The 2,407-nt window shown below is 57.2% G+C and carries 1 protein-coding gene; it reads left to right on the top strand.

The annotated features are described in order from the left end of the window. Positions 1-2,407: ImcF-related family protein (locus AACQ38_RS23595; RefSeq protein ID WP_165579226.1), on the top strand; the 2,407-nt coding region annotated here is incomplete at both ends.

Genomic DNA, 2,407 nt, shown 5'->3' with positions numbered 1-2,407 from the left:
GTGACTTGGGCGATCGCATGCGCCTCCGTTACGGGCGGTTCTGGTGGTATAAAGTCCGCATTTTACTGGTGGTGGGCGAAGTGGAACAGGTGGAAGCCATCGCGCCGGGGCTGACCACGACGCACTGGCTGGAGGGTTATCGCACGCTGTTGCTCTGGGGCGGCAGTTTGCAAGCGGAACCGAATACCGCTCAATTGATGGCCCTGCGTCGCTTGCGCCGTTACCGCCCGCTCAATGCCATTGTCTGGGCGCTGACCGAAAACCAAAGTGCGCAGCCGGTATGGATGGACAAGGCCCTGAGGATGTTGCAAAAACAGGCCCAACAGTTACGCTGGCAGGCCCCGGTCTATCTGTGGCAGGTGTGTCACAGTACCTGGTCTCAGGAAGGTCGTATCACTCAGACCGTCGGCTGCTTTTTTCCTGAACGCTGTACCCCGGATATCGTGGCGACACGGTTACAAACGTTGGTTGACCCGTTGCGCGAGCGCGGGATGCAGCAACTGTTGGAGAAGACGGCCCACGATTTTCTCTGTCGTCTGTCCGCGAACTTGAAACAACAGGGGATTGCGCACTGGCAACAGGTCCTGACGCCGTGGTTAGCGGAGTATGGTGATGTGGTGTCGCTGCGGGGTTTGATGTTCAGTTTGCCGCTTAAAGCGCAGACGACTCGCCTCCCGCAGATCTGGCTGCCCGACACGGCATGGCAGGGGGTGTTGGAGGGCAGTCGTTGTTTCCACGGTCGGCGGGTGGGCATGCTCCATACACAGACCGTTTGTCGTGGCCTGATAGTGCTGGGCTTGTTATGGGGTGCCGGAATGATGCTCTCCTTTTTCACCAACCGTGACCAGCTAGCCGTGGTGCAGGCGGCGGTAACTGACCTGAAAGTCCAGCCGGAGAATTCTGATGCCCAGTTGATGGCCTTGAAGGATCTGCGTAACGAGGTGGACCGGCTGCAAGACCGGGCTGAACACGGCGTGCCGTGGTATGAGCGCTTTGGTTTGAGTCAGAATCAGAAACTGTTGACGGCGGTGCTGCCCGATTATGCGCAGGTTAATAACCGCCTGATACGGGACAAAGCCGCTGCGGTGTTGCATGCGAAACTGAGTGCGCTGGTGAATTTACCGCCGGGCAGCCCTTTGCGGGCTAAGCGGGCGCAAGCCGGTCATGACCAGTTGAAAGCCTACCTGATGATGGCGCAGCCGGAAAAAGTGGATGCTGCGTTTTTAACCCGGATACTGGATGAAAATGAACCCGAGCGGGCCGGTATTGCCCCCGGTGTCTGGCTGGATACGGCGTGGGATTTGTGGAGTTTTTATGCGGAGAATCTGGCCGCGCATCCCGAATGGCGGATAACCCCGGATAAGGCGTTGATTAAACAGGTGCGTCAGTTGTTGCTGATCCAGCTAGGTAAGCACAATGCCGAAGCGGCGCTTTACCAGCAGATGCTGCAATCAGTGGAGAAAAATTATTCGGACCTGACGTTAAGGCAGATGACCGGCGACACCGATGCGGCGCGGCTGTTTACCACCTCTCACGTGATACCGGGGATGTTTACCCGTCAGGCGTGGGAAGGCGGGATACAAAAGGCGATAGCGGAGGCGGTGGCGTCACGTAAAGAGGCAATTGACTGGGTGCTGAGTGATAACCGTCAGGCAGTCTCGGCGTCGGTATCCCCCGAAGAGCTGAAAGCCCGTTTGACCGCTCGTTACTTTACCGATTTTGCCGGGGCGTGGCAGGATTTTCTCAACAGCCTGCGCTGGAACAAAACCCGTAACCTGTCGGATGTCATCGACCAGCTAACGTTGATGGCGGATGGGCGTCAGTCTCCGCTGATTGCGCTGATGAACACGCTGGCCTATCAGGGCGAAACCGGGCAACAGGGGCCGAGTTTATCGGACTCGTTGGTGAAATCCGCCAAAACGTTGTTGAATAAAAACACGCCGCCAATGATTAACCAACAGGTGGCTGGCGTGCACGGGCCGATGGATGAAACCTTTGGGCCGTTGCTGGCGCTGATGGGAGAAAATCAGGCAGAAGGAAGAATCAAGGCGGACAGTACCCTGAATTTACAAACCTTCCTGACGCGGGTAACCGACGTGCGTCTGAAACTGCAACAGATGAACAACAGCGACGACCCACCGGCAATGGCGAATGCGCTGGCTAAAACGGTATTTGAAGGGAAAAGCACTGATTTGACCGATACGCAGGGTTATGGGCGCTTGATAGCCGCCAGTCTGGGCGGCCAATGGCGTGGTTTTGGTCAGACGCTGTTTGTCGAGCCATTAGTGCAGGCGTGGCAGGGGGTATTGAAACCGGCGACGGCGAATCTGAATAGCCAGTGGCAGACGGCGATAGTGGACAACTGGGATCGGGCATTTGCGGGCCGTTATCCGTTTGCCGGTGGCGA

It is taken from the genome of Photorhabdus sp. RW14-46 (genome assembly GCF_963887965.1).
GTDB lineage: Bacteria > Pseudomonadota > Gammaproteobacteria > Enterobacterales > Enterobacteriaceae > Photorhabdus > Photorhabdus laumondii.
The sequence above is the reverse complement of the archived record's forward strand: the minus strand, read 5'-3'. Positions and strand labels throughout refer to the sequence as shown.